The organism is Streptomyces odonnellii, from assembly GCF_000981895.1.
Classification (GTDB): domain Bacteria; phylum Actinomycetota; class Actinomycetes; order Streptomycetales; family Streptomycetaceae; genus Streptomyces; species Streptomyces odonnellii.
In genome coordinates, this window is sequence record NZ_LATD01000183.1 from 1 (window position 1) to 21,043 (window position 21,043).

Annotated in this window: 22 protein-coding genes and 2 pseudogenes; 12 read left to right on the forward strand and 12 right to left on the reverse strand. The window is 71.9% G+C overall.

Translation table 11 applies throughout. The features are described 5' to 3' along the window. Window positions 1-209: pseudogene (locus WH07_RS41205) on the forward strand (hypothetical protein); the annotation flags it as partial. A 183-nt stretch (window positions 210-392) separates the two neighbouring features. Here the strand turns inward: WH07_RS41205 and WH07_RS17785 are convergent. The 3 genes from WH07_RS17785 to sodN form a co-directional block, all read right to left on the reverse strand. Next, window positions 393-794, reverse strand: a complete 402-nt coding sequence (locus tag WH07_RS17785) for a hypothetical protein (RefSeq protein WP_046500985.1) — start codon at window positions 792-794, stop codon at window positions 393-395. Beyond that, window positions 791-2,059 carry a hypothetical protein gene (locus WH07_RS17790; protein ID WP_046500986.1) on the reverse strand — a complete coding sequence of 423 codons (1,269 nt, stop codon included), beginning with the start codon at window positions 2,057-2,059 and terminating at the stop codon, window positions 791-793. The genes WH07_RS17785 and WH07_RS17790 overlap by 4 nt, the downstream gene beginning before the upstream one ends. 197 nt (window positions 2,060-2,256) lie before the next feature. Then, window positions 2,257-2,652: a superoxide dismutase, Ni gene (gene sodN / locus WH07_RS17795; protein ID WP_046500988.1), complete on the reverse strand. Its 396-nt coding sequence runs from the start codon at window positions 2,650-2,652 to the stop codon at window positions 2,257-2,259. A 151-nt stretch (window positions 2,653-2,803) separates the two neighbouring features. Here sodN and sodX point away from each other — a divergent pair, with 151 nt between their 5' ends. Continuing rightward, window positions 2,804-3,232 carry a nickel-type superoxide dismutase maturation protease gene (gene sodX, locus WH07_RS17800; protein ID WP_046500989.1) on the forward strand — a complete coding sequence of 143 codons (429 nt, stop codon included), beginning with the start codon at window positions 2,804-2,806 and terminating at the stop codon, window positions 3,230-3,232. Here sodX and WH07_RS17805 read toward each other — a convergent pair. Next, window positions 3,136-3,768 (reverse strand): CGNR zinc finger domain-containing protein, encoded by a 633-nt coding sequence (locus tag WH07_RS17805; protein WP_046500990.1) that lies wholly within the window; start codon window positions 3,766-3,768, stop codon window positions 3,136-3,138. The genes sodX and WH07_RS17805 overlap by 97 nt on opposite strands. Window positions 3,769-3,909: 141 nt before the next feature. Here WH07_RS17805 and WH07_RS17810 point away from each other — a divergent pair, with 141 nt between their 5' ends. After that, complete coding sequence (locus WH07_RS17810; RefSeq protein ID WP_046500992.1) at window positions 3,910-4,671, forward strand: class I SAM-dependent methyltransferase; 762 nt, start codon at window positions 3,910-3,912, stop codon at window positions 4,669-4,671. 156 nt (window positions 4,672-4,827) lie between these two features. Here WH07_RS17810 and WH07_RS17815 read toward each other — a convergent pair whose 3' ends face one another. The 3 genes from WH07_RS17815 to WH07_RS17825 form a co-directional block, all read right to left on the reverse strand. Then, on the reverse strand, window positions 4,828-5,619 hold the full coding sequence (locus WH07_RS17815; RefSeq protein WP_046500993.1) for an amino acid ABC transporter ATP-binding protein: 792 nt from the start codon (window positions 5,617-5,619) through the stop codon (window positions 4,828-4,830). After that, on the reverse strand, window positions 5,616-6,569 hold the full coding sequence (locus WH07_RS17820) for an amino acid ABC transporter permease (RefSeq protein WP_046500995.1): 954 nt from the start codon (window positions 6,567-6,569) through the stop codon (window positions 5,616-5,618). The genes WH07_RS17815 and WH07_RS17820 overlap by 4 nt, the downstream gene beginning before the upstream one ends. 63 nt (window positions 6,570-6,632) lie before the next feature. Then, on the reverse strand, window positions 6,633-7,619 hold the full coding sequence (locus WH07_RS17825) for an ABC transporter substrate-binding protein (protein ID WP_046500996.1): 987 nt from the start codon (window positions 7,617-7,619) through the stop codon (window positions 6,633-6,635). A gap of 440 nt (window positions 7,620-8,059) precedes the next feature. Here WH07_RS17825 and WH07_RS17830 point away from each other — a divergent pair, with 440 nt between their 5' ends. From WH07_RS17830 to WH07_RS17845, 4 genes are all read left to right on the forward strand, one after another. Beyond that, the gene (locus WH07_RS17830) at window positions 8,060-9,301 is read left to right on the forward strand and encodes an NAD(P)-dependent malic enzyme (RefSeq protein ID WP_046500997.1); all 1,242 of its coding nucleotides are present in this window, start codon (window positions 8,060-8,062) and stop codon (window positions 9,299-9,301) included. Between the two features lie 147 nt (window positions 9,302-9,448). Beyond that, on the forward strand, window positions 9,449-10,411 hold the full coding sequence (locus tag WH07_RS17835; protein WP_046500998.1) for a zinc-binding dehydrogenase: 963 nt from the start codon (window positions 9,449-9,451) through the stop codon (window positions 10,409-10,411). A 60-nt stretch (window positions 10,412-10,471) separates the two neighbouring features. After that, window positions 10,472-10,681 (forward strand): helix-turn-helix domain-containing protein, encoded by a 210-nt coding sequence (locus WH07_RS17840; protein ID WP_046500999.1) that lies wholly within the window; start codon window positions 10,472-10,474, stop codon window positions 10,679-10,681. Next, window positions 10,681-11,259 (forward strand): Clp protease N-terminal domain-containing protein, encoded by a 579-nt coding sequence (locus WH07_RS17845; RefSeq protein ID WP_046501000.1) that lies wholly within the window; start codon window positions 10,681-10,683, stop codon window positions 11,257-11,259. The genes WH07_RS17840 and WH07_RS17845 overlap by 1 nt, the downstream gene beginning before the upstream one ends. Before the next feature lie 167 nt (window positions 11,260-11,426). Here WH07_RS17845 and WH07_RS17850 read toward each other — a convergent pair whose 3' ends face one another. The 4 genes from WH07_RS17850 to WH07_RS17865 form a co-directional block, all read right to left on the reverse strand. Then, window positions 11,427-12,002 (reverse strand): hypothetical protein, encoded by a 576-nt coding sequence (locus WH07_RS17850; protein WP_046501001.1) that lies wholly within the window; start codon window positions 12,000-12,002, stop codon window positions 11,427-11,429. A gap of 444 nt (window positions 12,003-12,446) precedes the next feature. Continuing rightward, window positions 12,447-13,451 carry an aminoglycoside phosphotransferase family protein gene (locus WH07_RS17855; protein ID WP_052744445.1) on the reverse strand — a complete coding sequence of 335 codons (1,005 nt, stop codon included), beginning with the start codon at window positions 13,449-13,451 and terminating at the stop codon, window positions 12,447-12,449. Beyond that, entirely contained in the window at window positions 13,451-14,512 is a 1,062-nt protein-coding gene (locus WH07_RS17860) for a PadR family transcriptional regulator (protein WP_046501002.1), read from the reverse strand. The genes WH07_RS17855 and WH07_RS17860 overlap by 1 nt, the downstream gene beginning before the upstream one ends. A 1-nt stretch (window position 14,513) precedes the next feature. After that, window positions 14,514-15,521, reverse strand: coding sequence for a DUF4097 family beta strand repeat-containing protein (locus WH07_RS17865; RefSeq protein WP_107073645.1), 1,008 nt, complete (start codon window positions 15,519-15,521; stop codon window positions 14,514-14,516). Window positions 15,522-15,701: 180 nt separating this feature from the next. Between WH07_RS17865 and WH07_RS17870 the strand changes: the two genes are divergently transcribed. Then, a complete protein-coding gene (locus WH07_RS17870; protein WP_232788944.1) occupies window positions 15,702-16,610 on the forward strand; it encodes a hypothetical protein in 909 nt (302 codons plus the stop codon). Here WH07_RS17870 and WH07_RS17875 read toward each other — a convergent pair. Then, the gene (locus tag WH07_RS17875; protein ID WP_046501003.1) at window positions 16,516-16,713 is read right to left on the reverse strand and encodes a DUF6104 family protein; all 198 of its coding nucleotides are present in this window, start codon (window positions 16,711-16,713) and stop codon (window positions 16,516-16,518) included. The genes WH07_RS17870 and WH07_RS17875 overlap by 95 nt on opposite strands. A gap of 201 nt (window positions 16,714-16,914) precedes the next feature. Here WH07_RS17875 and WH07_RS17880 point away from each other — a divergent pair, with 201 nt between their 5' ends. The 4 genes and pseudogenes from WH07_RS17880 to WH07_RS17895 all read left to right on the forward strand — a co-directional run. Beyond that, window positions 16,915-17,457 (forward strand): CU044_2847 family protein, encoded by a 543-nt coding sequence (locus WH07_RS17880; RefSeq protein ID WP_046501005.1) that lies wholly within the window; start codon window positions 16,915-16,917, stop codon window positions 17,455-17,457. After that, window positions 17,454-19,529 carry a VMAP-C domain-containing protein gene (locus WH07_RS17885; RefSeq protein ID WP_052744446.1) on the forward strand — a complete coding sequence of 692 codons (2,076 nt, stop codon included), beginning with the start codon at window positions 17,454-17,456 and terminating at the stop codon, window positions 19,527-19,529. Before WH07_RS17880 ends, WH07_RS17885 begins: the two co-directional genes overlap by 4 nt. A 28-nt stretch (window positions 19,530-19,557) precedes the next feature. Beyond that, on the forward strand, window positions 19,558-20,586 hold the full coding sequence (locus tag WH07_RS17890) for an AAA family ATPase (protein WP_046501006.1): 1,029 nt from the start codon (window positions 19,558-19,560) through the stop codon (window positions 20,584-20,586). Between the two features lie 7 nt (window positions 20,587-20,593). Further along, window positions 20,594-21,043: pseudogene (locus WH07_RS17895) on the forward strand (hypothetical protein); the annotation flags it as partial.

Consider the following 21,043-nt stretch of genomic DNA (forward strand, 5'->3'; position numbering starts at 1 on the left):
TGGCCATAAGACCCCTCCGCGACGACCCCCTCGCCGTCCGCCTCCTCCTCTTCTCCCGCCCGGGCCCCATTACCGGCGAAACCTCCATAGGCGCCCAGGTCTATCCGGACCTGGCGGACGCGTACCGAGAAGCGGCTTTGGAGGCGACGTTGTACCGCCACTGGCTGACACGCAATAAGAGCCCACTGCTGGATGCATTGGCCGTTTAGCGCCGATATACGACGGAGGCCGAATCCATACGACGAAGGCAGAATTCATAAGGGTGTGGACCGGCCCGCCTGTGGACCGGCCCGCCTATTTCGGGCAAAGATCGCCACGGCCCGCCGAGGAACGCCGGGACAAGGCGAAGGCCAGGGACTGGTACGAACAGTCCCTGGCCCGTTATGCAGTGGTCAGCAAGGGCGACGCGGCTCGGCTGGAGGCTCGGCTGCGGCGGCTTGACGCGTGTGGCGGTGGCTCAGGGCTCTGACCACCGCCGGGTAGAGCAGCGACGCGACGCACGCGCAGCACCGGCGGGGGGACGTGTCCGGGACCGGGAGTGTGACCGTCCAGTCCGCGGTGCGGACTGCCGCCCAGCAGCCGCCGCCCTCGTGCCGTACGAGCGTCAGCAGGCAGCCCGGGTAGTGGAGCAGGGTCTGTACAGCCAGTGCTTCCGCTTCGGCGGACGTACGTTCACGGCTGGCGTACAGCACATCGGCGCACTGCCGCCATGCTTCCGCCGTGCCCCCGTCGAGGTCCACGGTCAGATGCCCGTCGGCGGCGCACGCTCCCTTGGTCTCCTTCCATACGCTCATGCGGGCACCCCCGTGGCGTCGGTGCCGGCGTCGGTGTCCGCGCCGGGCTCCAGGCCCAGCGGCAGCGGCATCGGCAGTGGCTGGGTCACCGGCTGGAACGCGGGCTGGCCCAGCCCCAGGATCCGGTAGATCAGCCGCCGCATCCGCGGGTTGAAATGCCCCGGCTCCGAGGAGATCCGGGCCGCGATCCGCGCGTACTCCTCGGCCGGACGCTCGGCCGCCGCGTAGGCGAGCTGCTCCGGCAGCGGGTGGGACGGGGAGAGCGAGGGGGCGATCCGCGCCAGCTCGGCTCCCGGCGAAGCCGCGTTGACATCCCGCTCGGGGAAGCGCGCCAGCAGGATCGCCGCCCTGGTCAGGGTGGAGTACAGGGTGACGGAGCCGTGGTCGCCGATGACCCAGTCCGCCGCGATCAGCGGGGCGCGCCAGTCGGCGTCCGGCGCGATGACCGCGATACCGCGCCGCCGGAACGCGGAGAGCCAGGCACCCACGTTCCAGTCGCCATGTCCGGCGGCGACATTCGGGTGCACGGTCACGGCGATCCGGTACTCCTCGCGCGGAAGCTCCGTCAACAGCCTGGGCAGCAGGGCGTCCAGCCGGTTGAAGGACGAGCCGAGCCCCCAGGTGCAGGGGACCAGGACCAGCTTCTGTCCGGGCAGTACGCCCAGCGCCCTGCGGTACCGCTCGCGCAGCGGCAGGCTCACGGCGATACGGTCGTGCGAGGCGTCGCCCACCACCTCGGCCACCGGCAGCGCCTCAGGGCACGTCCGTTCGAGCGTGGCGAGGTCCTCGTGATGGGCCAGCGCGAACGCCTTCGGTACGACCTTCCCGTCCCGCATCAGATACGTGCGGCCCATGCCGCCGACGGTCCGCGGTTCCCCCGGCGTCCGGTCGTCGGCCGTCCGCGACAGCTTCATGTGCCCGACTCCGTGCGGCATACGGATCAGCGGGGCCCGGACCTTCTCCATCCCCTGCGACCCGGCCGCCAGCGCGAGGTCGAACTCGGTTCGTACCGCCTCCTCCCAGGGCAGCAGTGTGCTCCCCACATCCCGGAGCGCTCGCGCGGCTCCCCCGTTGAACGCGTGCGGTGCGATGGCGAACACCACCTGGATCCGCAGATCGGACTCCAGCAGCGGCAGCAGATCCCGCAGCCGCTGCGCGTACACCTCGGTGTGCGCGATGATCAGCACCTTCTTGCACCCGGGCAGTGTCAGCCACTGACCGGGTTCCGTACGTGCGGGACCCATGGGCCCCTTCACATCCGTCATCGATTCCCCCGACGTACCTTCTCGGACCCTTCGAGCCCGAGATGCCCGCCGAACCAGGCGGAAGCCTTGCCGAGGGCTTGCAGAAACCTTGCACGCCCACAGAGAAGGGCCCGGCGGTCACAACCGCCGGGCCCTCCTCCTGCTCACCTGCCCCGCCCCGCGTCCGCCGAAGGCGGCCGGCGGGGGTGGAGGGGTGATCAAGCTTTCTTCGTCTCCCAGAAGATCTTGTCGATCTGGGCGATGTAGTCCAGCGCCTTCTGGCCCGTCGCCGGGTCCTTGGAGGCCTTCGCGGCCGACAGCGCCTTCAGGGCGTCGTTGACCAGCTGGTGGAGCTCCGGGTACTTCTCGAAGTGCGGGGGCTTGAAGTAGTCGCTCCAGAGCACCGAGACATGGTGCTTCGCGAGCTCGGCGCGCTGCTCCTTGATGACCGTCGCGCGCGCCTGGAAGTGGGCGTCGTCGTTGCCCTGCATCTTTTCCTGGACGGCCTTGACCGACTCGGCCTCGATGCGGGCCTGGGCAGGGTCGTACACACCGCACGGGAGGTCGCAGTGGGCGCTGACCTTCACCTTGGGTGCGAACAGGCGGGAAAGCATGGAGCTGTCCTTCCTCGTGATCGTCTTCTCAGGTTGGACATTACTCCGTGAGAAGCCCGATTTCGCGGGGGCCCCCTTGGGCTTAGGACAAAAGTCCGGGGTGAAATACGGTACTGGTGGCGGAACGTACCGTGGGACCGGGAGGTGCCGGATGGCGGAGCGCGGGCGGGAACCGGAAGTGCGGCCGAGGCCGCGACTGGGGATCGCCGAGGTGATGGGTCCGTCCATGTATCCGACGCTCAAGCACGGTGACCAGCTCCTCGTGCACTATCATGCCCCCGTCCGGGCAGGCGATGTGGCGGTGCTGAAACACCCGCTCCAGCAGGACCTGCTCATCGTGAAGCGGCTGGCGGAGCGGCGTGACGGCGGCTGGTGGGTGCTCGGGGACAATCCCGGGGCCGAGGGCGACAGCCGGGTCTTCGGCACCGTCCCCGAGGAACTGCTGCTGGGCCGGGTCAGGGCCAGATACCGGCCGCTGGGCGGTCAGCGCTCGGTACGGGCCGTGGTCTCCTGGCTGCTCTGCGCGGTACGGCCGGTGTCAGCCGAGCGCTCGGCCCCCAGGCGTTTGCGGGCCCGGTAGGCGGCGACATTGGCGCGGGTCGCGCAGCGGTCGGAGCAGTAGCGGCGCGACCGGTTGGTCGAGGTGTCGAGATAGGCGTTGCGGCACGGTGCCGCCTGGCACAGGCCCAGCCGGTCGACCCCGTACTCCGTGAGATGGAACGCGAGGCCCATCGCGGCGGTCGCCGCGTACCCCGCCGTCGCGTTGGAGGGGTGGTCCGCGAGGTGCATGTGCCAGCGCGGCCGGCCCTCGTCGTCGAGGTAGTCATGGCCCGAGATCTGCGGGCTGACGGGGAACTCCAGCAGCAGGGAGTTGAGCAGGTCCACCGCCCGGGTCGCCTCGCCCGCGTCGGCGGCGGTGAAGACCGCGCGCAGCCGGGCCCGTACCGAGCGGAAGCGGGTGACGTCCGCCTCGGTGGCGCGCCGGGCCGCCGCCTGGGAGCCGGCGCCGAAGAGGGCGCGTACGGCCTCGACCGAGGTCAGGGTGTCCGTGCCGCGGGCCGGCTCCTCGGTGTTGACCAGGCGTACGGCGGAGTCCGAGTAGGAGGCCAGTTCCACTGATAGTCCTTTAGTCCTTACGGGCGGGTCCAGTGCCACGGCCGGACGGAGCACCGGGGTCGGGTTGGGCATCGATGTAATGGCTATATATGCCACTAGGGTATTACGGGTTGTGCGCGTGTTACGACGGAGGAGAGGGTCATGACCGAGACCGCAGCCGGCACCGACTGGCGCGCCTGGCAGGAGAGCTGGGACCGGCAGCAGGAGTGGTACATGCCGGACCGCGAGGAACGCTTCCGGGTGATGCTGGACATGGTCGAGGCGGTGGTGGGCCCCGAGCCCAGGGTCCTCGATCTCGCGTGCGGTACGGGAAGTATCACGGACCGGCTGCTCCGCCGGTTCCCCGCCGCCACCAGTACCGGCGTCGATCTCGATCCCGCCCTGCTGGCCATCGCCCGCGGCTACTTCGCCGGTGACGGGCGCGTGAGCTTCGTGACCGCGGACCTCGCGGACCCGGGCTGGACACGGCTGCTGCCGTACGGTTCGTACGACGCCGTCCTCACCGCCACCGCGCTGCACTGGCTGCCCGTCGGACCGCTGACCACGCTGTACGGGCAGCTCGCCGGGCTCGTCAGGGACGGCGGCGTCCTGATGAACGCCGACCACATGACCGACCTCGGCACCCCCCGGATCAACGCCGCCGAGCGCGCCCACCGGCACGCCGCCATGGACCGCGCCAAGGCCGCGGGCGCCCTCGACTGGTCCGACTGGTGGGACCTGGCGGCCAAGGACCCGGTCCTCGCCGCGCCGACCGCCGAGCGGTTCGCGATCTACGGAGAGCACGCCGACGGCGACACGCCCTCCGCGGAATGGCACATGCGCACCCTGCGCGAGTCGGGCTTCTCCGAGACCCGCCCGGTCTGGGCCTCCCCCTCGGACACGGTCGTCCTCGCGCTGAAGTGAACCGGGTCAAGCGCTGAACGCGGACGGAGGGGCGGGTACGAACCCGTACCCGCCCCTCCGCTCAAGCCGGCCCGTCACAGGCCGGAGCCCCGGCACAGCGCCTTCGACAGGGTCACAGTGACTTCGACAGGCTCACAGTGTCTTCGGCCGACAGGGTCACAGCACCTTCGACAGGAACGACTTCGTCCGCTCGTGCCGGGGGTTCGTCAGGACCTCGCGCGGGTGGCCCGACTCGACCACCACACCGTCGTCCATGAACACCAGCGCGTCGCCCACCTCGCGCGCGAAGCCCATCTCGTGGGTGACCACGATCATCGTCATCCCGTCCTGGGCGAGATCGCGCATCACGTCCAGGACATCGCCCACCAGCTCGGGGTCGAGCGCCGAGGTGGGCTCGTCGAAGAGCATCAGCTTCGGCTCCATCGCCAGCGCCCGGGCGATCGCCACGCGCTGCTGCTGGCCGCCGGAGAGCTGGGAGGGGTAGCTGGCGGCCTTGTCGGCGAGGCCCACCCGGTCCAGCAGCCGTTCGGCGCGGGCGCGGGCCACGGCCTTGGTCTCACCGGCGACCTGGACCGGCGCCTCGATGATATTCTCCATCGCCGTCATGTGCGGGAAGAGATTGAAGCGCTGGAAGACCATGCCGATGTCCCGGCGCTTCCTGGCGACCTCGCTGTCCTTCAGCTCGTACAGCTTGTCGCCCTTCTGGCGGTAGCCGACCAGCTCGCCGTCGACCGACAGCCGGCCCGCGTTGATCTTCTCCAGATGGTTGATGCACCGCAGGAAGGTCGACTTGCCCGAGCCGGACGGGCCGATCAGACAGAAGACCTCGCGCGGCGCGACCTCAAGATCGATGCCCTTGAGGATATGGGCCGCGCCGAAGGACTTGTGGACGCCCTCGGCCCGCACCATCGGGGTCGTGCCCGTTGTGCCCGTCGTGGTCGCGGTCATGCGATGCCTCCCTTGGGGCGGCGGAAGGAGAGCAGATTGGCGCGGACGCGCTGGAACGGGGTGGCGGGCAGGCTGCGGCTGGAGCCACGCGCGTAGTAACGCTCCAAGTAGTACTGGCCGATGCTGAGCACCGAGGTCAGGATCATGTACCAGACCGCGGCGAGGAAGAGCATCTCGACCGTCGCGCCCGACGTCTGCGACACGTTCTGGGTCGCGCGCAGCAGCTCCGTGTACTGCACCGCCACCGCCAGCGACGAGGTCTTGAGCATATTGATGACCTCGTTGCCCGTCGGCGGCACGATCACCCGCATCGCCTGCGGTACGACGATCCGGCGCAGCGTCTTGGCATGGCTCATGCCCAGCGCGTGCGCCGCCTCGGTCTGGCCCTCGTCGACCGACTGGAGGCCGGCCCGGCAGATTTCGGCCATGTACGCGGCCTCGTTGAGCCCGAGCCCCAGCAGCGCGCAGAGGAACGGGGTCATGAACGAGGACCACTCGTCCTTGTAGATCGGCCCCAGGTTGATGTACTCGAAGACGATGCCCAGGTTGAACCAGACCAGGAGCTGCACATACACCGGCGTGCCGCGGAAGAACCAGATGTAGAACCACGCGATGGCGGAGGTCACCGGGTTCTTCGACAGCCGCATCACCGCCAGGACGATGCCCAGCACCACCCCGAGCAGCATCGCCAGCACCGTGATCACCACGGTGTTCCAGACGCCGGTCAGTATCTGGTCGTCGAAGAAGTAGTCGGGGAGGGCGGCCCAGTTCACATCGCCCTGCGCGAAGGCGTAGACGAGCGCGACCAGTACGCCGATCGCGACCAGCGCGGACACGTACCGCCCGTAGTGCCGCACCGGAATCGCCTTGATGGACTCCGGTGCGGCGGGCGCCGCAGCGACGCCGGGGCCGTCCTGGGGGCCGTCCGACTTGTGGATGTCAACCGTCACGGTTGTCGCCTTTCAGAGCCTTCGGACGGCTGTCGGCCGGCCGGTTCAGGATCCGCCGTCGATTCAGGATCCGCCGTTGAGCTCGGCCGCCGTGACCGCGCCCGCCTCGACACCCCACTTGGCGACGATCTTGCCGTACTCACCGTTCTTGATGACCCCGTCGAGGGCGGCCTGGAGCGCCTTCGACAGCTCGTTGCCCTTGGCCACGGCGATACCGTACGGAGCGGCCTCCACCTGCTCGCCGACGAGCTGGAAGTCGTTGCCGCCGCCCGAGGTCTTCACCGCGTACGCCGCGACCGGGAAGTCACTGGCGCCCGCGTCGGCGCCGCCCGCGCGCAGCCGGGTCTGCGCCTCCAGGTCGTTGTCGAAGGCCTCCAGCCCGATCCCGGCCTTGCCGGTCTCCTTGCACTTCTTGTCCTCGGCCTTGGCCAGGTCGTGCGAGACGGTGTTGCGCTGGACGACCATCTTCTTGCCGCAGAGGTCGGACCAGGCGGCGATGCCCTTGTCGTCGCCCTTCTTGGTGTAGATCGAGACACCCGCCGTGAAGTAGTCCACGAAGTCGACGCCCTCGCCGACCTTCTTGCCGGTGTCGTCGTCCACACCGTTCTGCCGGTCCTTGGTGTCCGTCATGGCCGACATCGCGATGTCGTACCGCTTGGAGCGCAGACCCGTCAGCAGGGTGTCGAAGGTGCCGTTCTCGAATTCGAACTTCACCCCGAGCAGCTTGCCCATCGCGTCCGCCAGGTCCGGGTCAAAACCGACCGTCTTGCCGGACTCGTCCTTGAACTCGATCGGCGGGTACGCGATGTCCGAGCCGACCTTGATCACGCCCTTGTCCTGGACGGCCTTGGGAAGCTGGTCGAAGAGCGGGGCCTTGGAGGCCTCGGACGTCTTCGCGCCCTCGTTGCCGCTGTCCGTCTGGTCCCCGCAGGCGGTCAGCAGCAGGGTGCCCGCGACCGCGATCGCGCCCGCCGCGGCGATCCGGGACCTCGCGGCGGTGGTACGACGGGAGGCGCGCGCGGTCGTACGGCTGTGGGTGCGTGCGGTCATGATCGGAGTCCTCCGGCTAATGAGGGAAGCTGCCAAGTGGCCGAGCACGCGTCTTCGAGTGGCGCGACCGATTGTGATTAGGGCATCTTGCCATTCGGACGGGCCCATTCAGGGGGCCGGGCATGTCAAAATCGGATAACGGGAAACCCCCCACCCCCAACATGGCGGTACCTCAAGACCGGACCTTCTGTTGGACTGCCTTCTCCCTGCCTTCCCCCGGCCCGAGCGCGGAGGTCTGCCGGACACGAAGGACGAATACCCCCTCATCCGGGGCTCAGGGCGCGTGTGCGGCGCGCCCGCGCGACCGTACGTACCCCCGCGCGGCGGTCCCGCATGGCGGGCCGGCCGCCGGGCGGGCCACGGACGCGGTGCCCACCCACCCCTCCTCAACCAGGAGTGGCCACCCTCAACTGATGAAAGACGTAAGGGGTCACCAACACATGGCAGCGGAGATCGTCAATCCTCGCAGCGAGAGCGCAACCAGCGGGCAGAGCGGCCCGGGCGGTTCGGATGCCGTCGCGGCCGATCCGGCCTTCCATCCGGCCTTCGCGCTGCACCGCGGCGGCAAGATGGCCATCCGGGCGACCGTCCCGGTCCGTGACAAGGACGACCTGTCCCTCGCCTACACACCCGGTGTCGCCACGGTGTGCAGCGCGATCGCCGAGCAGCCCGACCTGGTGCACGACTACACGTGGAAGTCGCAGGTCGTCGCCGTCGTGACGGACGGTACGGCGGTGCTCGGCCTGGGCGACATCGGGCCGGAGGCCTCGCTCCCCGTGATGGAGGGCAAGGCAATCCTGTTCAAGCAGTTCGGGGGCGTCGACGCGGTGCCGCTCGCGCTCGCCACCACGGACACCGACGAGATCGTGGAGACCGTCGTACGGCTCGCGCCCTCCTTCGGCGGGGTCAATCTGGAGGACATCTCGGCGCCGCGCTGCTTCGAGATCGAGCGCAAGCTCCAGGAGCGGCTGGACATTCCCGTCTTCCACGACGACCAGCACGGCACGGCCGTGGTGACGCTGGCGGCGCTGCGCAACGCGGCCAGGCTGACCAAGCGCGAGCTGGGCGATCTGCGCGCGGTCATCTCGGGCGCGGGCGCGGCGGGTGTCGCGATCGCCAAGTTCCTGCTGGAGGCGGGGATCGGCGATGTCGCGGTGGCCGACCGCAAGGGCATCGTCAGCCCGGACCGCGGCGACCTCAGCGAGGTCAAGCGCGAACTGGCCATGCTGACCAACCGGGCCAGGCTCTCCGGTTCGCTGGAGTCCGCGCTGTCCGGCGCGGACGTCTTCATCGGCGTGTCCGGGGGTACGGTGCCGGAGCCGGCGATCGCGTCGATGGCGCCCGGCGCGTTCGTCTTCGCGATGGCCAACCCGACTCCCGAGGTGCACCCGGACATCGCGCGCCCGTACGCGGCGGTGGTGGCGACCGGGCGGAGCGACTACCCGAACCAGATCAACAACGTGCTGGCCTTCCCGGGGATCTTCGCGGGGGCGCTCCAGGTCCGGGCGTCCCGTATCACCGAGGGCATGAAGATCGCGGCGGCGAACGCGCTGGCGGATGTCGTGGGTGACGAACTGTCGGCGGACTATGTGATTCCGTCGCCGTTCGACGAGCGGGTCGCCCCGGCGGTGACGGCGGCGGTGGCCGCGGCGGCACGGGCGGAGGGCGTGGCCCGGCGCTGACGACGCCGGTTCCGGTCTTCGGTTCCGGTTCCGGTCTGCGGATCGGGGCTCCGGATCGGGTCTCTGTTCCGTACGGGCCGTGCCGTACCCCTTCTTTGTGAGCGGGGGTACGGCGCGGCCTGTGTCACAGGGCCTAGGGTCTGGGGCATGTTTGCCGCCTATGCAGCGCGTACCGACTTCAACGACCCTCTCAACGGCCTTGAGCTGGGCGAGCGCCCGGCGCCCGAGGCGCGGCCCGGGTGGACCACCGTCACGGTGAAGGCCGCCTCCCTCAACCACCACGACCTCTGGTCGCTGCGCGGGGTGGGGCTGGCCGAGGACAAGCTCCCGATGATCCTCGGCTGCGATGCGGCGGGGCTCGACGAGGACGGCAACGAGGTCGTCGTCCACTCCGTCATCGGACAGACCGGCCACGGGGTCGGGCCGCGCGAGACCGGTTCGATCCTCACCGAGCGGTATCAGGGCACTTTCGCCGAGCGGGTCACCGTACCCGTCTGGAACGTGCTGCCGAAGCCCCCCGAGCTGAGCTTCGAGGAGGCCGCCTGTCTGCCGACCGCCTGGCTCACCGCGTACCGGATGCTCTTCACCAACGCCGGTGTGCGGCCCGGCGATTCGGTCCTCGTACAGGGCGCGGGCGGCGGGGTCGCGACCGCCGCGATCGTCCTCGGCAGCGCGGCGGGGCTGCGGGTGTACGCGACGAGCCGCGACGCGGCCAAGCGGGCACGGGCCGTCGAACTGGGCGCGCTGGAGGCGTTCGAGCCGGGCGCGCGGCTGCCGGGGCGGGTGGACGCGGTCATCGAGACGGTCGGCGCGGCGACCTGGTCGCACTCCGTCAAGTGCCTGCGGCGCGGCGGGACGCTGGTGATCTCGGGCGCGACGAGCGGCGACCGCCCGGCGCACGCCGAACTGACCCGGATCTTCTTCCTGGAACTGCGGGTCGTCGGCTCGACGATGGGGTCCAAGGACGAGCTGGAGGACCTGCTGGCGTTCTGCGCGGCGACGGGGGTGCGGCCGGTGATCGACGAGGTGCTGCCGCTGGACCGGGCGCGCGAGGGGTTCGCGAGGATGGCGGGGGGCGACCTGTTCGGGAAGGTGGTGCTGAAGCCGTAGGGACTCCCGTGCGTGTCAACTTTGGTTGACATCTTCTGCTTGTCAACGTAGATTGACATCATGACCGAAGCAACGGATCTCGCCGAGCGGGCGGGTGACCGCGACCCCCGGGTCGGGCTGAGAGCGGTCGCCGCGCTGCGGCTGCTGCTGGAGCGGCTCGAAGCCGTACAGGTGCGCAGCGCCCGCGAGCAGGGCTGGTCGTGGCAGGAGATCGCGGACGTGCTGGGCGTCAGCCGGCAGGCCGCGCACAAGAAGCACGGGAGGCAGTGATGTTCGAACGGTTCACCGAGGGCGCCCGGGGCGTGGTCACCGGGGCGGTCGGCCACTCCGAGCGCATGGCGGCGGACTCGGTCACCGAGGAGCACATGCTGCTCGCGCTGCTCGACCAGGAGGGCACGCGGACGTCGTTCGCGTTCGCGGCGCTGGGGATACGGGACCGCCGCCCCGCAGTCGAACAGTCCCTGGCCGACGCCCGCAGGCACGGCGGCCTGTCGAAGGCGGACGCGGACGCGCTGGCCGGTATCGGGATCGATGTGGACCGGATCGTCTCGAAGGTCGAAGAGGCGCACGGCGAGGGCGCGATGCGCGCGGGCGGGACGGCCGGCCGTCCACGGCGCTGGTGGTCCGGTCACCGGGGCCTCACCCCGGGCGCGAAGGGGGTCCTGGAGCGGTCCCTGCGTATCGCGGTGGGCCGCGGCGACCGGCACATCGGCGACGAACACATCCTGCTGGCGCTGGCGGCGCGCCCCGGCGTCGTGTCGGAGGTCCTGTCGGACCACGGGGCGACGTACACGACCCTGGAACGGACGATGTTCGGCGATCCGGGCACGCTTCCGGCGACGGGCTGACGGCCACGGCGGTCCGCCGGCCCGCACCCGGGGCGAGTCCGGAGCGGGTGCCGAGGGTGCGGTGCGGACCGGGAGTGCGGCGTACGGGCCGGGTGTTCAGCCCTGCGAGCCCCGCGCCGCCACGGCCGCGGCCCGGGTCGGTGGTCCGGTCCGGTGGCCCGGACCGGCTACCGTCGCGGTCCCGCGACGGCGTACGCCGTGGTGCCGACGACCGTGAGGACCAGGGCCGTCCAGGTGCCCGCCGCCGTGCCGGGCGGCAGCAGCATCCAGGTCGCCACCCGCATCGGCACGCTCGTGGCGGGCGGCACGAAGAACGAGAACACGAGCCAGGTGAACGGCAGCGTCCACGCGTACTGCCTGCCCGAGAGCGCCGCGCCCAGGGCGACCAGCCCCATCAGCCCCGCGCTGTCCCGGACGACGAACGCGGTGGTGGCCATGGACTCGCCCATCGCCTGCACCGCCAGTAGCGCGGCGCCGACGACCGCGCCCGCGAGCAGCACATGCGCCGCCCTGCGGGGCACCCAGCGGATCGCGGCCGTCCGGTCCAGCGCGAGGTCCTGCCCGCCGAGCCCGACCGAGGCCGCCGTCGCCCCCATGGCGAGGACGAGCACGGGCAGCCGCGGATCACCGGGCGCCTCGACCCCGTCCCTGGCGAGTGCCCACGCCGCCACAGCGCTGATCAGCACCGCGGCGAGCGACGCGGGCACCTGCCGTGAGCGCGCGTACAGCGTCAGCCATCTCACCGGGACACACCGCCGTTCAGTGTGGCGGCGCGCATCGCGTTGATCCGCGAGAGCCGCCCGGCCCGCGGCAGCGCCTTGATGTCCCTTCTCACCGCGCACGTCAGGGGTGTTCCTCTCCGAAGGCCATCGGTGGGCTCCCAGCACGGAGTACGCGCCTCCGCGGGCGATCGCGACCCCGGTGCCGAGCGCGAGGACCAGCCCCCACGCGGGCAGACCGGCCGTCTGCGGGGCGACGTTCGTACGGCCGGTGGCCGGGGCCGACGAGCATGGACACGGTGCACCGCGACCCCGGACGGCCCGGCCCCGGCCACCGAGGCCGCCTTGTGCGGCGTTGCGCTGGCTGATCTCACACCCGGTGGACGCCCGGACCGGGCCGCAGGTTTTCCACCCCATGTGATCCCCGCCACATGCGACTCCGACGCCTGAGCGGCCGCGGGCGGACGGCTACTTCCGCCGCTGTCGTCGGGCGGCCAGCCAGCGAAGGCAGGCCCGGCCGAGGCCGGTCATCATGCGGATGATGTCCGGGTCCGTGGCGGGGGCCGACGACGAGGCAGCCGCGAGGAGGAAGCCGGCCTGGGCCGAGATCAGGACGTCGACGGCTTCGGGGTCGACGCCGGTCAGGAGAGGGTGGCGGGATGCGTGGGGTTCCGGGTCGATTCCGCTGAGGGCCACGCTGCCCAGGAGCATCACCAGGTCGGCGTGGCGGGGGCCGGTCCAGGTGTGGGGCCAGTCCACGACGACGACGCGGTCGGCGGTGAGGAGGATGTTGAACGGGTAGAGGTCGCCGTGCGTCAGGGTCTCTCCGGCGGTCGCCTCGGCGAGACGGGCCTCCAGCGCCAGATGCAGGTCCAGATCGGCGCCGGTGCCGGGCGCGAGGGTCGCCAGCCGCGTCAGGGCCCCGGGGTCATGGGCCAGCCGGCTCCAGCCGCCCAGCCGAGGGGCGCGTCCGGCCGCGGCGATCCCGGGTGCCGGGGTCAGGGTGTCCGCCAGGCCGGTGAGGGCGTCCAGTACGCGTTCCAGTTCGGGCTTGCGCCATGGCTGTGCCGGAAGCGCGCCCTCGATGTCCTCGAAGACCAGTGCCACCCACGCGCCGTCGTCGAACGATCCCAGCCGCCGGGGCGCGGGCACCCCCGGCGGCAGGGCGCCCGCCACCGCGATCTCGCGGCGGTGGAACTCGCCGACGGCCGGAGCGGCCGCCGAGTCGACGGCCTTGGCGAACGCCCGGCGCCCGTCGGACAGTTGCAGCCGGACCGCGAGGCCGTCGGAGAAGCCGCCCTGCTGGGTGGTGGCCGTGGACACCGTGCCGCCGAGCACCCGCTCGATTCCCGCCGCCACCGGCCGGGGCAGGGCGTCCCAGGTGATGCGCCGACTGCCCGTGTGGGAGGGCAGGGGCTGCGGTGTGCCCCAGGGCTCGGCCCTTGTGGGCGGGTCCTCTTTTGCTGCGCTCATCAGGCTCCAGGCATGCGCAGGACCGCGGAGATATGGGCCGCGGCCGTGGACAAGTGGCGGCGGGCGGACGCCAGTTGGGAGGGGGTGACGCCGTTGTCGCGGGCCGCGTCGCGGATGTCGTCGCGGAAGCGGTCCAGCAGACGTTCCAGATCGCGGGCCGGGTCGCCCGTCTCCGGGGTGTCCGCCGCCCAGGCGGGGTCCGGCGCCGGCGGCTCGTACTCGTGCTCGGCCGGCGACCCGGGCTCGGCGGATTCGCGCCCGATGGACCCGGGCTCCGCCGTGTCGTCCTTCTTCGTCCCGGCACCTGCCCCCGACCCCGACCCCGGCTCCGTGGGCCAGGGTTTGGTGCCCCTGGCCAGGCCGCTGAGCTGGCCCGCCAGTTCCGACAGGCCCTCCCGTGCGCCCGTCGGCCAGTCGCCGCGCAGGAAGTGGTCCTGGACCTGTTCCTGGACCTGCTTCGCGATGCGCTGCATCTCCTCACGCGCCGACTCCTGCGCCTCCTTCGCCTGGCGGCGCGCCTGCTGCGCGTCCTCGCGGGCCCGGCGGGACTCGTCCTTCGCGCGCCTGGCCTGCTCCTTCCACTCCTGCTTCGCGCGCTTCAGCTCCTCCTTCGCCGCGCGCCAGGACTCGCTGTCCGTGAAGGCCGCGTCCCAGTCCTGCCGGGCCCCGCCCGTACGGTTCTCCGAGGCCGCCGCACGCATCTCGCTGCGCAACTGGCCCGCCGCGCCCCGGACGTCGTCGCGGATCTCCGCGGCCAGTTCGGAGACGGACTCGCGGATCTCCAGCTCCAGATCGGCCAGTTCGCCGCTGCGCCCGGCCAGTTCGGCGCGGCCCGCGTCGGTGATCGAGTAGACCTTCCGGCCGCCTTCGGTGGCATGGGTGACCAGGCCCTCGGCCTCCAGCTTGGCCAGCCGCGGGTAGACCGTGCCGGCGGACGGCGCGTACAGGCCCTGGAAGCGCTCCTCCAGCAGCCGGATCACCTCGTAACCGTGGCGCGGTGCCTCGTCGAGCAGCTTGAGCAGATAGAGCCGGAGCCGCCCATGGGCGAAGACCGGGGGCATGTCAGAACTCCTTCGCGTCGGTCTGGGCGGAAGTCGCACGGGCCGGGCCGGTCTCGACCGGGATCGCGCCGTCCGGGACCGCATCGGCCGCGGCCGGACCGTCCGGCGCGCCGCCCGCCGGTCCGTGCTCGTACGCGCTCCCGTGCTCGTACGCATGCTCGTTCCCGTGCCCGTGCTCCATAGGCGGCCTTCTCAGCAGTGCGATCGACCCCGACACCGTTGTCGCCTTGAGCGTGCCCGTGCCCGCCCCCAGCGTGCCCGTGATCCGTTTCGCCCCCCACTGCCCGCCGACCCGCAGATCCTCGAACGCGTTGGACACGGCCCCGCTCGCCGTGTTCGCCTCGACCCGTGCGTCCGCCGGGTGCGGCAGCCGGATCGCGACCTCGCCGGAGACCGAGGCCAGCTTGATGTCCGTGGGCCGGTCGCCCGGATCGAGATCGATGATCATATCGCCGCTGACCGAGTCCGCCCGTACGGAGGACCCCGCGCCCTCGACCACCGTCAGATCGCCCGAGACCGAGTTGAACCGGAGATCGCCGGTGACGGCCTGTGCCTCCAGACTGCCGGAGACCGTGTCCGCGCGGACCCTGCCCGACAGCCCGACCAGCGTGGTGTCGCCGCTGACCCCGCGGACGTCCGTACGCCCCCGTACGCCGGAGACCATGGCTCCCGCGCCGACCACCCCGACCTCGACCGCCGCGCCCGCCGGCACGGCGACGGAGACCACCGCGCTGCGCTTCCCGCCCTTGCGGTCCAGCCACTGGAGGAAGCCCTTCCAGGGCAGGTCCTCATAGGCCACGGTGAGAGTGGAGCCGCTCCGGGTCACGATCAGCGGCGGTCCCTCGATACGGGAGACCTCCAGCCGGGCTCCGTCCCGCCCGCCCGGCGCGGCCTCGTCCGTACCGACGACATTGACCGTTCCGTTGACGATACGGACGTTGAGCGCCGTCACCGGGTCGTCGAAGGTGAGCTTCGTCGGCTCGGTGACCCTCCATGTCGACTCTGCCATGGTGCTGACCTCCTGGGGCCTGCGGACCTGCCTTGACGCAACATATCGCGTGTCTTCAAGAACACGATATATCGCGGTTACGGGAAGTCAAGGCCGGGTGGCCGAACCCGGAGGGACCTCGGGGTGGCTCTACCTGGACATAGCGCTCAAATCAGGGTGAAGTGCCCTAGCGTAAGGGGCATGAACGCTACTTCCGTGGGGGCGCTGCTGCTGTGCCGGGCCGAGCCGGCGGTGGTACGGCCCGCCGCCCATCTCCTCCGCGAACGGCTGCTGCTCGCCCAGGCGGGCCCCGGCTGGAGCGTGCTGGTGCCCGAGGGCAAGCCCTGGCGGGACGGCGGCGAACCGGTGGACCGTGTCGTCACCGGCTGGGCCACCGCGCTGGCCGTCGGCGCCAACTGGCCGGTCCTCGCCCTGTGGTGGGACGCGGACCGCGCCGGATACACCCTGGCCGCCGGCTTCCGGCGCACGGTCGGCTACATCTGGCTGGCGGACGGCACCCCGGCCGGGGAGGACGAGGCGATGCGTACGTTCGCGGCCCGCCTCGGCCTCGATCCCGTACTGGACCTCCCGGCCCTGGAGCCGCTGACCCGCGAGGACCCGGCCGCCGACTCCCGCGACCGGCTGCTCGCCTTCGCCGCGTATCTCAGCCGCGCCGGGGTGGTGCTGCCCGTCGGACTCGCCCCGGGTGAACCGGCCGACCGGCTGCGCGAGGTGGCACGCGTCCAGCCGGGCGCCGAGCACGTGGAGTGGGCGGGCTGGCGGGACACCGTACGGGCCGAACTGACGGCGGTCGAGGGCGGACCGCTCGGCCCCTGGCTGCGCGGCCCCCGGGCGCGGCTGGCCGGTACGGGACAGCTCGTCGCGGGCGTCCCGCTCACGCTGTGGGCGGTGCGCCGCCGCAGCGCGGGATGGGCCTTCGCCGGTGGCCTGCTGATCGCGCAGGGGGTGCTGGCGCTCACCTACGACCGGCTGCGCGCCGGGCCCGGCGGGAGGTCTATTCGTCCCCGTCCGCGTCGAAGTCGTCTTCATCGTCCAGCCGCGCCAGCCATGTCGCCAGCCGCTCGACCGGGACCTCGAAGTCGGGGTTGAGGTCGACGAACGCACGGAGCTGGTCGGCCAGCCACTCGAAGGTGACCTCCTCCTCGCCGCGCCGCTTCTCCAGTTCCTCGATCCCACGGTCGGTGAAGTACATGCGGCACAGCCTAGTACTTACCCCCGGGCATCAGCCGCCCCGTGCCTGGTGGGAGGCGGTGCTCGTACCGTACGGCCGTTCCGGGCCGGGTGCCGGGGGCGTCCGGAACCGCGCGGGGGCGAATCGCCGTCCTTTCCCAACACCTCGCTTCGGCTCCCTACTGCCGTTAACCTGCGGGGAATTGGGGGAAACGGGGGCACCATGGACGACGGAGAGGCCCGTACGGGAGACGTCCGCATCACACGTGTCGAGATGCCCGACGGCACGCCCGTCTGGGCCAGGATCTCGGGCGCCGAGGAGCTGGGGCGCCCCTCCGGGGGCCTGACCTACGCGGACACCGGATTCGCGGAGCGCGTGCAGGCGCGCGTGGAGAGCCTGCACGGCGTGGTGACCAGCGTCGCGCGCTCACTGGCCGAGCCGCTGCGGGCGGTACGGCCCGACGAGGTCAGCGTCGAGTTCGGCATCGAACTGACCGCCAAGGCCGGCAAGGTCGTCGGACTGCTGGCGGACGGCGAGGCCAAGGGGACGATCAAGGTCACTCTCACCTGGAACGGCGGCCCGCCCGCCGATCTGACGGACCCGCCCCAGGTGCCGGCCCAGGCCGCCGGGGCCTCGGGCACAGCCGTACCGGGCAGCACCGCGGCCCCGCCAGGACCGCCCGCCGCACCGGCGCCGGGGGGCGCACCGCAGGGCGCACCGGCGCATTCCGGCGGGCCCACGCCTCCGGCCGGGAGCGGACCATGATCGACGGGTTCGGCCGGGGTGTGCCGGGCGCCTCGGACGACACCCGGCGTGCGCTCATGGACCTCGTGATGGCGGCGACCGTGCGCATCCATGGCCCGGCGTACGGGTATGCCCCTGAGGGATCGGGCGGCGGCTTCCTGGGGAGCGGCTTCTTCATCGCCCCGAGCTGGGTTCTCACGTGCGCGCACGTGGCGATGGGGGGAGAGGGGCGGGACGTGACGGTGGTCTACGAACTCGGCCCCGGCAGCGGCGAGACCTCGGTGGAGGGCTCCGTGGTCGCGGCGCTCCCCGAATCCCCGTCCGGCCCGGCGGGCGGCTGGCCCGCCCCGGATCTCGCGCTCATCCGGCTCCGCAGGCCCGTCGAGCACGCCTGTGTGTATGTCACCGAGCGGCCCGCGGCCTATTTCGGCGGCGGCCAGGTCGTCTACTCGGGCTGGACGGAGGTGGGCGGCCGGCTCAAGCGGCTGTACGGACAGTGCTCGGTGCAGGGCACGGTGGGCGGCTGGGCCGACCCCGACGAGCAGATGCGGCTGGGCGGGGACGTCCTGCCGCCGGGGGTGTCCGGCGGGCCCACCGTCGATCTGACCCGCGGCGAGGTCGTCGGGGTGCTCAAGTCGCAGCTCGTGGGCGGCATGGGCGGCACCTCCATCGGCATCGAGCGGCTGCGGCTGCTGCCGGTGCCGCCCGAGATGGCCGCGTCCGAGTCCGACGACGACTACCAGGCGGTCTTCCACGCGCACGACCGCTACCACGCGGACCGGCACACCAACGGCGTGGGCACGGGCCGCACGTGGGCGGATGTGCAGGGCGGTCTCGGCGCGGGCGCCGACCGCGCGCTCAGCCCCCAGCAGCGCATGATGCTGCTCGGCAGGCTCGCCGAACTGCCGCCGCCCGTCTCCACGCACAGCCTGCTCGATCTGCTCGTACGGCTGCCCAATGTGCACTCCGTCGACCGCTATCCGGCACCCCGGAGCTGGCGCGACGGGCTCGGGGCGCTGTACGAGAACAGGGGCGGGGAGGCAGCCCTCGAACTCGTACTGCGCTACTGCATGAGCGTCATCGCCGCCGAGCGCCCCTATGTCACCCCCTCCACCGCGGCGGCCGAGGAAGCCCTGTGGAACTGGGTGAAGTGGATCGCGGACGACCGGCTCTCCCGGGACTTCCGCAATGAGATCACCCGGCTGCGGTCCGTGGCCCGCCACCGTACGGACCGCGCGCAGCGCCGCGCCTGGCCCGCGTACGGAGAGCGGCGGGTGGACGGCGAGGGGCCCTTCGTCCTGCTGGAACTGGAGCCGCGCGGCTGGGAGCGGGACAGTTACGACTGGCGCATCGGTGTCGCCCGGCACACCGGCGAGGTGCTGCCGGTACGGGAGGACAGCAGGGGCACCCCGGGCCAGGAGCTGCCGGCCAGGCTCGCCGCCCCGCTGACCGAGGCGTTCCGCCGCTGCGACGAACCGGACAACCCGGCCGTGCTGCAAGTCGCCGTCGTCCAGGCGCTGCTGGGCCTCGACGTCGACCGCTGGCAGCTCGCGCCCGGCGGCCCGCCGCTGGGCACCGTACGCCCGGTGGTGGTGCGCCCCTCGGACCGTGAGCCGCCGTACTCCGAGGACGAGGCCCGGGAGCGGAGAGCACGCTGGAACCGCACCTGGAACGTGGCGATGCGGGCCGAGATCCTTGACTGTGAGGACGGTCTGCGGGTACCCGTACCGATGGAGGAGGACCTGCGGGCGCTGGCGTACGAAGCGGTGCCCGTGCTCTGCCGGTTCGGCGACCGGCCCGACGCGGAGACCGCGGCAGGGCTGACCCGGATGGCGCTCGGCGGCTTCCATCTCGCGCTGCTGCGCCGGGGCGCGGCCCGGCCGGACCCGGTCTGCGCGGACTTCCACCGGCGCGCCGCCGACACCCTCGCCGGGGCGGGTACGGCCGGTCAACTGCCGCGCACGGTCCAGGAGCTGAGGCGCGGGGTGCGCGAGGGCCGCACGGAAATGTACTGGTCGGACGGGGTGGCGCTGTACTACGACGACCCGCACCACCCGTTGCCGGGCTCGGGGCAGTTGCTGGAGGCGCCATGACCGGCACCGTGATGAAGAGGATGACGCGATGACTGAACCCGGTGAGTGGCTCATCTACCGAGGGGCGGGCGAACCGCACGGCGGGATCACCCAGCTCCCTCCGCCGCCGCCCTGGCGGGACTTCGCGGGCCGTGACGCCTCCTCCGACGGCTCGGCCGACCGGCGCCTCGGCGGCTACCGGCACGAGGCGGAGCTGCACCGGCCGGGCGCCGAGGAGCTGGAGATGATCAACGCGGCGCTCTATCTGAGGCGTCCGCTGCTGGTCACCGGGAGCCCGGGCGCGGGCAAGAGCACCCTGGCCCATTCGGTTGCGCACGAGCTGGGGCTCGGCCGGGTGCTGCGCTGGCCCATCGTCAGCCGGTCCACGCTGCTGGAGGGGCTGTACCACTACGACGCGATCGCCCGGCTCCAGGACGTGCAGATCGCCGCGCACCGGGCCTCGGCCGACGGTGCCACGGAGGGCGGGGAGCACCAGGACCCGTCCGCCGACATCGGCAGCTATATCCGCCTCGGCCCCCTCGGCACCGCCCTGCTCCCCTCCGAGCAGCCCCGCGTCCTGCTCATCGACGAGCTGGACAAGAGCGACATCGACCTGCCGAACGATCTCCTCAATGTGCTGGAGGAGGGCGAGTTCGGCATACCGGAGCTGGAGCGCATCGCCGACCGGCTGCCCGACGGCGAGGCCGAGGTGCTCACCGACGACGGTACGAAGGTGAAGGTCAAGGGCGGCCGGGTGCAGTGCCGTGCCTTCCCCTTCGTCGTACTCACCAGCAACGGCGAGCGGGACTTCCCGGCACCCCTGATGCGCCGCTGTATCCATCTGGAGCTGGGCCGCCCCGACCACCAGCGGCTCGCCACCTTCGTACGGGCCCATCTCGGCGACGAGGCGGCCCGCGCCGGCAACGATCTGATCGCCCACTTCCTGGAGCGCTCACGCAGTGAACTGATCTCCACCGACCAGCTCCTGAACGCGATCTACCTCACCGACACCGCCGCCCCGGCGGGCCGTGACCGGCTCGCCGATCTGCTCATCCAGCGACTCGACCGGCCGAGGTGATGCGCTGATGCCCGACGTCACGGAATCTCACGGCCCGGGCAGCGAGCCGGAGCCGGGACCCGGGCACGCCCAGGAGGGGCCCGCCCCGGAGCCCGGTGCCCAGCAGCGGCCCGCCCCCGGGCCGGGCGCTCACACCCCGGGTGAGCAGCCGCCTCCGTACGACGGCGCCCTGCTCACCGCGCTTGTCGCCCGGCTGCGCGGGGCCGGGCTCGACCCGGACGCCGAGCAGCTCTGCGACGCCATCTGGCTGGCCCAGCAGACCGGTTCCGGCAGCCCGAGCGGTCCGCCCGCGGGCGGAACGGCTCCTACCGGTACGGAGCAGACCCGGCCCGCGCCCGCGCCCGTCACGCCCGCCAATGCCGGCGGCGCCGGCCAGGAGGGCGGTCCGGACGACGAGGCGTCCGGCCCGGCGGGCCCCCGCGACCACGACCCCCGGATCGCGCTCCACCCCGAGCCC